We start from the raw sequence: 5,142 nt of genomic DNA, 5'->3' as shown, positions 1-5,142 counted from the left end.
CGCGCCGAGCGCTTGAGCAATTTGAGGGCTCCGCGCCCGGCGCGCTTGCGCCAGACGGGAAACCGGAATACCCAAATCCGACCTGCAGACTCTCGTTATGAATGAGGGACCAGCGGGGCGCAGGTCACGCGCGCGCCGTTCATCGATGTATCGGTGATATTCTGTCCGGGCAAAAACGTTTCAAAAAATCTGTGGCACTGGCAATCCCCTCAACCCTGTTTTCACTTTGGCAAAATGCGTAGGTCAGCATCCTTCAACACGCCCTTAACGCCCAAGCGGATTCTCCACCGCTCTGCGCTTCAGTTTTCGATGTGGAAAGAATGGAATCGCCCGCACTCTTTCCCCCGCGTCACCCGACTGATTCCAAATCAGAATGGCTGTTCCGGATGCCAACACGCACCGGCGCCTCTCGGACAAGGGCCTGCCTTTGTTGAGTTTTTGCGCAATTATTTCCGGATCCCCTCCTTTCATCGAACAACGCCGGTCCTTTTTACAAAACGTTAACTTTTTCTGTGCCGCGAAGTCGCTGTAGATGGCAGCATGAACACAGCGATTTTCCGGGACCGGAGCCCCCTGCTCCGTCCGGGCAATAGCTTTTTTTGGTCGCCATGAGCGACAGACAGACGTGGGGGCGCGTGATGGTCAATTTCAACGAGAATTTCGACGGTTTCGGAGGCGCGGGTTTCGCACCGACACCCGGCGCAGGACAGCTGGATTCGGACATCTGGCGCGTTTCGGGCCTGTCCGAGGGCGCCACAAGCTTTGGCGGCAGCTTTGCCTCGGGTGACTTTGCCCGCGGCACCGACGCGGATGGCGGTGTATCGACCGGAGGGGCCTATGCCTTCGAGGTCGGCGGCAATACATTCCTGGGGTTTCAGCCGACCGGCAGCGACATGACGCCCGGCACGATCACGTTGAAGATCACCAATACCACCGGCGCGCCGATCAGCTCTCTCGACCTTGCTTATGACATCATGGTCAACAATGACCAGGCCCGCGCGAACACGCTCAACTTTGCCTGGTCGCTGGACGACGCGACCTACACACCGGTGGCCTTGCTGGATTACACCAGCGCCGAGGCGGCCGATGCCCTGGGCTTTCAGACAGTGGCCCGCAGCACGACCCTGACCGGCTTTACCCTGCAGGACGGAGAGTCGATCTACCTGCAGTGGCAGACCGACGATGTTTCCGGCAGCGGATCGCGCGACGAGATCGGGCTGGACAATATCGTGGTCACGGCAGCGCCGACCAGCCCGCTGGCCTTCGACCTCGTGAACGGCACCAGCAGCAACCTGACCAGCTTTGCCGCCACGCCGGACAACAGCGCCACCAACGGCGCCTTCGTTTCCAGCTTTTTCGACGTCTTCGGCATCACTGACCGGACCGTGAACTTCGACTTTGCCGATGACACCACCGGCAGCTTTGCCGCCGATACCTTTGGCATTGCCAAGACCGGCGATACCGCGCCCTTCTTCGGCATCCAGGACCTCGACAATGCCGACAACCCGGGCGGGACGGGGACGGCGACCTGGACCTTCGATGTCTCGGGCGGGACGATCGGCGACATCTCGATCGACTTTGCCGCGATGGGCGATTTCGAATCCGGCGACAACAGCTATACAATCACCGTCCAGTTGGACGGCCTGCCCCCCGTCACCCTGTTCCAGATCGACAGCGACGACAGCGCCAGCCTGACCTACACGCTGGAAAGCGGCACGACCGTGACGCTGAACGATCCGCTCAAGATCGACATCGACGGGGACGCCGCCGACCTCGCTGGCTACGACGGCACGCTGACCAACGATTTCACCACCTATGCCTCTTCTGCGCTGAACGGCATGAGCGGCTCGACACTGACCGTGACACTGACCGCCGGAGTCAACAACGGCGGAGGCGAAGCCTTTGCCATGCGTGACATCGTGATCGACCGCGCGGGCGCCGTCACGACGCCGGAGCTGGCCATCGCCGCGACCGATGCGGACAAGCTCGAGGGCGACAGCGGCAGCACCGGCTTTACTTTCACCGTCACCCGTTCTGGCGACACGACCGCGGCCACCACCGTCGACTACGCGGTCAGCGGCGGCGGGGCGGATGCGGCCGACTTCGGCGGCAGCCTGCCCTCGGGCACAGTCAGCTTTGCGGCGGGCGAAACCAGCAAGACCATCACGGTACAGGTCACGGGCGATACCGACATCGAAACGGACGAGGGGTTCACCGTCACCCTGTCGAACGCCAGCGGCGCGGCCACGATCTCGACCGCGACGGCGACCGGCACGATCCGGACCGATGACATCGGCATCACCGCCATACACGACATCCAGGGGGCAACCGATACCAGCCCGCTGGTCGGTCAGACGGTCACTGTCGAGGCCGTGGTCGTCGGGGATTTCCAGGACGGAGACGCCGATGCCGCGCGCAACCTGCGCGGCTTCTACCTGCAGGAAGAGGATGGCGACGCCGACGGCAACGTGATGACCTCCGAAGGCATCTTCGTCTTCGACGGCAGTCTGCCCGCCGTCGACGTGAACATCGGAGACGTGGTTCAGGTCACCGGGACGGTCGGAGAGTATTTCGGGGAAACCCAGATCTCCAACGTGACCAGCGTGACCGTCATCGGTAGCGGCGCACCACTGCCGACCGCGGCCGAAATCTCGCTGCCTGCAGCCGGTGTCACCACCAACCAGGACGGCGATTTCCAGCCCGACCTCGAAGCCTACGAAGGCATGCGTGTCACCTTCCCGGACGAACTGACCATCTCCGAGATGTACCAGCTGGACCGGTTCAACGAGATCAAGCTGATGCAGGGCGGACGCGTCCAGCAATTCACCCAGACCAACGCACCGGACGCCCTGGCCTACAATGCCTTCCTGCAGGATGTCGGTGCGCGCACCATCACTTATGACGACGGGTTGCAGCAGCAAAACGCCCTGATCGGCAATCTCGACGGCTTTGGCCCCACCTTCTCGACCGGTTCGGACATCCGGATGGGCGACACGATCACCGGCCTCTCGGGCGTTCTGAATTACCAGTGGGCGGGCAACAGCAGCTCCGGCGCGACCTGGCGCGTGATCTCGACGGTCGACGGCGAGAACAGCTTTGACAAGGAAAGCGTGCGCCCGGTGACACCCGAGCCCGTGGGCGGCACCCTGAAGGTCACCAGCCTGAACGTGCTGAATTTCTTTGCCACGGTGGACGATGGCGGCAGCACGGCCCTTGGCTTTGATCCGCGCGGCGCGGACAGCGTGGACGAATACAACCGCCAGCTGGAAAAGCTGGGTCAGGCCATCCTGGAAATGGACGCCGACATCCTGGGGTTGGTCGAGCTGGAAAACGACTTTCTCGCTGGCGCGCCGGGCAACGCCATCGAACAACTGGTCGAGTATCTGAACGCGCAGGCCGGCGCCGGCACCTATGCCTGGGTCGATCCGGGCACCCGCCATGTCGGCAGCGACGCGATCGCCGTGGGCGTGATCTACAAGACCGACACCGTGCGGATCGCCCCCGGCACCACGGTCGAGGTGCTGACCGACGCCGATCTTCCCGGCCTTGGCCTGGGTGGCATGCCGGCGGTCTTTGACGGGGCGGGCACCAACCGCGCGCCGCTGGCTGTGACCTTCGAACAACTGTCGAACGGGGCAACGGTCAACGTCGTCGTCACGCACATGAAGTCCAAGGGCTCGGCCGGACCGGATGCTGGTGATGCCGACACCGGCGATGGCCAGGGCTTCTCGAACGGCACCCGCCTGAACGGCGTGACCGCGCTGAACGCCTGGCTGGACACGGATCCCACCGGTTCGGGCGACAAGGACATCCTGGTGCTGGGCGATCTGAACGCCTACGCGATGGAAGATCCGATCACCTACCTGGAAGGCGAAGGCTATACCGACCTGGTCGAGCTGTTCCAGGGGCCGGACGCCTATTCCTATGTCTTCGACGGCCTGACGGGCACGCTGGACTATGCCTTTGCCAACGAGCCCCTGACGGCGCAGATCACCGGCACCTCGGAATGGGCGATCAACGCCGATGAGCCGGACGCGCTAGACTATAACCTCGACTTCGGCAAGGACGGGTCGATCTTCGACGGCTCCGTGCCTTTCCGCACCTCCGACCACGACCCGATCCTGGTCGGGCTGGCGCTGGACTACGAGGGTACGGTCGTGTCCGATACCGGCGACAACGGTGTCTGGGCCAGCTATGTCTACACCTACAGCGGCGTTGACGGATCGCGCATCGGGCGCGAGATCTCCTACGATGACGGCAGCCAGGCCACCGACATCTTTGTCGGCGGGCTTCTGCAGACGCGCGAAGGCCACGACCTTGCGGATGCGAACAAGTGGGACAGCTTCGTCAACACCTACGATGCCTCCGGCAACGTCGTGTCGCGCGTCACCGTCTTCGACGACGGACGCACGGCGACCAACACCTATTCCGGCGGCGTCATCACCGAACGGGTGGTCGAAGACACGGGCGACGATTTCATCTGGACCGAACAGACCTTCAGCTTTGACGCATCGGGCAACATCACCTCGCTCGTTTCTGCGCTGGACGATGGCATGACCGTGACGACAAACTATGCCGGAGGGGTCAAGACGTCGCGGATCGTCGAGGACAGCGCGGACAGCTTCGAGTGGACGCAACATGCCAACAGCTACGATGCCTCGGGCCAGTTGACGGAACGTGTCACCACCTACGACGACGGCCGCGTCTCGACGAATTCCTACGCCGATGGCGTGATCACGTCGCGCGTGGTCGAGGACGTGAACGATGCCTATGACTGGCACCGGATCGACGTCACCTATGACGCCGCCGGCAATGTCGAGAGCCGCAGTTTTGTCTGGGACAGCGACCTGCCGGTCGTCTGACCCCGGATCGGGAACGAAAAGGCCGGGGCCGGATCATCCAGCCCCGGCGTTTTTCATCTGCTCAAAAGGTCAGAGAGCGCCCGGCACTGCCAGGTCGGCACGCAGGTCGGCGGGCACATCGGCGAGCCGACCGCCATTGCCCAGGTCCAGAGTGCCTTGCCACACCACCCGCGCACGCAGGCGGGGCGTCTGGCGCAGCGGGGTGACGGCCTGGCCCTCCAGAGGCGCCGACAGGGTCCATCCCTCGTCGGTCAGGTCGCGCCATTCGACGTCCAGGTGG

Annotated in this window: 2 protein-coding genes; one reads left to right on the top strand and one right to left on the bottom strand. The window is 63.4% G+C overall.

Features of this window, described 5'->3' with window-relative positions:
- Positions 1-608: 608 nt before the first annotated feature.
- Entirely contained in the window at positions 609-4,862 is a 4,254-nt protein-coding gene (locus tag G9Q80_RS12540; RefSeq protein ID WP_210426197.1) for an ExeM/NucH family extracellular endonuclease, read from the top strand.
- Between the two features lie 69 nt (positions 4,863-4,931).
- Here the strand turns inward: G9Q80_RS12540 and G9Q80_RS12535 are convergent.
- The coding region (locus G9Q80_RS12535) for a DinB family protein (protein ID WP_210426196.1) at positions 4,932-5,142 on the bottom strand (211 nt) is incomplete at its 5' end.

Origin of the sequence: Mameliella sp. LZ-28 (genome assembly GCF_012274245.1) — a bacterium.
Taxonomy (GTDB): Bacteria; Pseudomonadota; Alphaproteobacteria; order Rhodobacterales; family Rhodobacteraceae; genus Antarctobacter; species Antarctobacter albus.
This window is presented reverse-complemented; position numbering and strand designations above follow the sequence as displayed.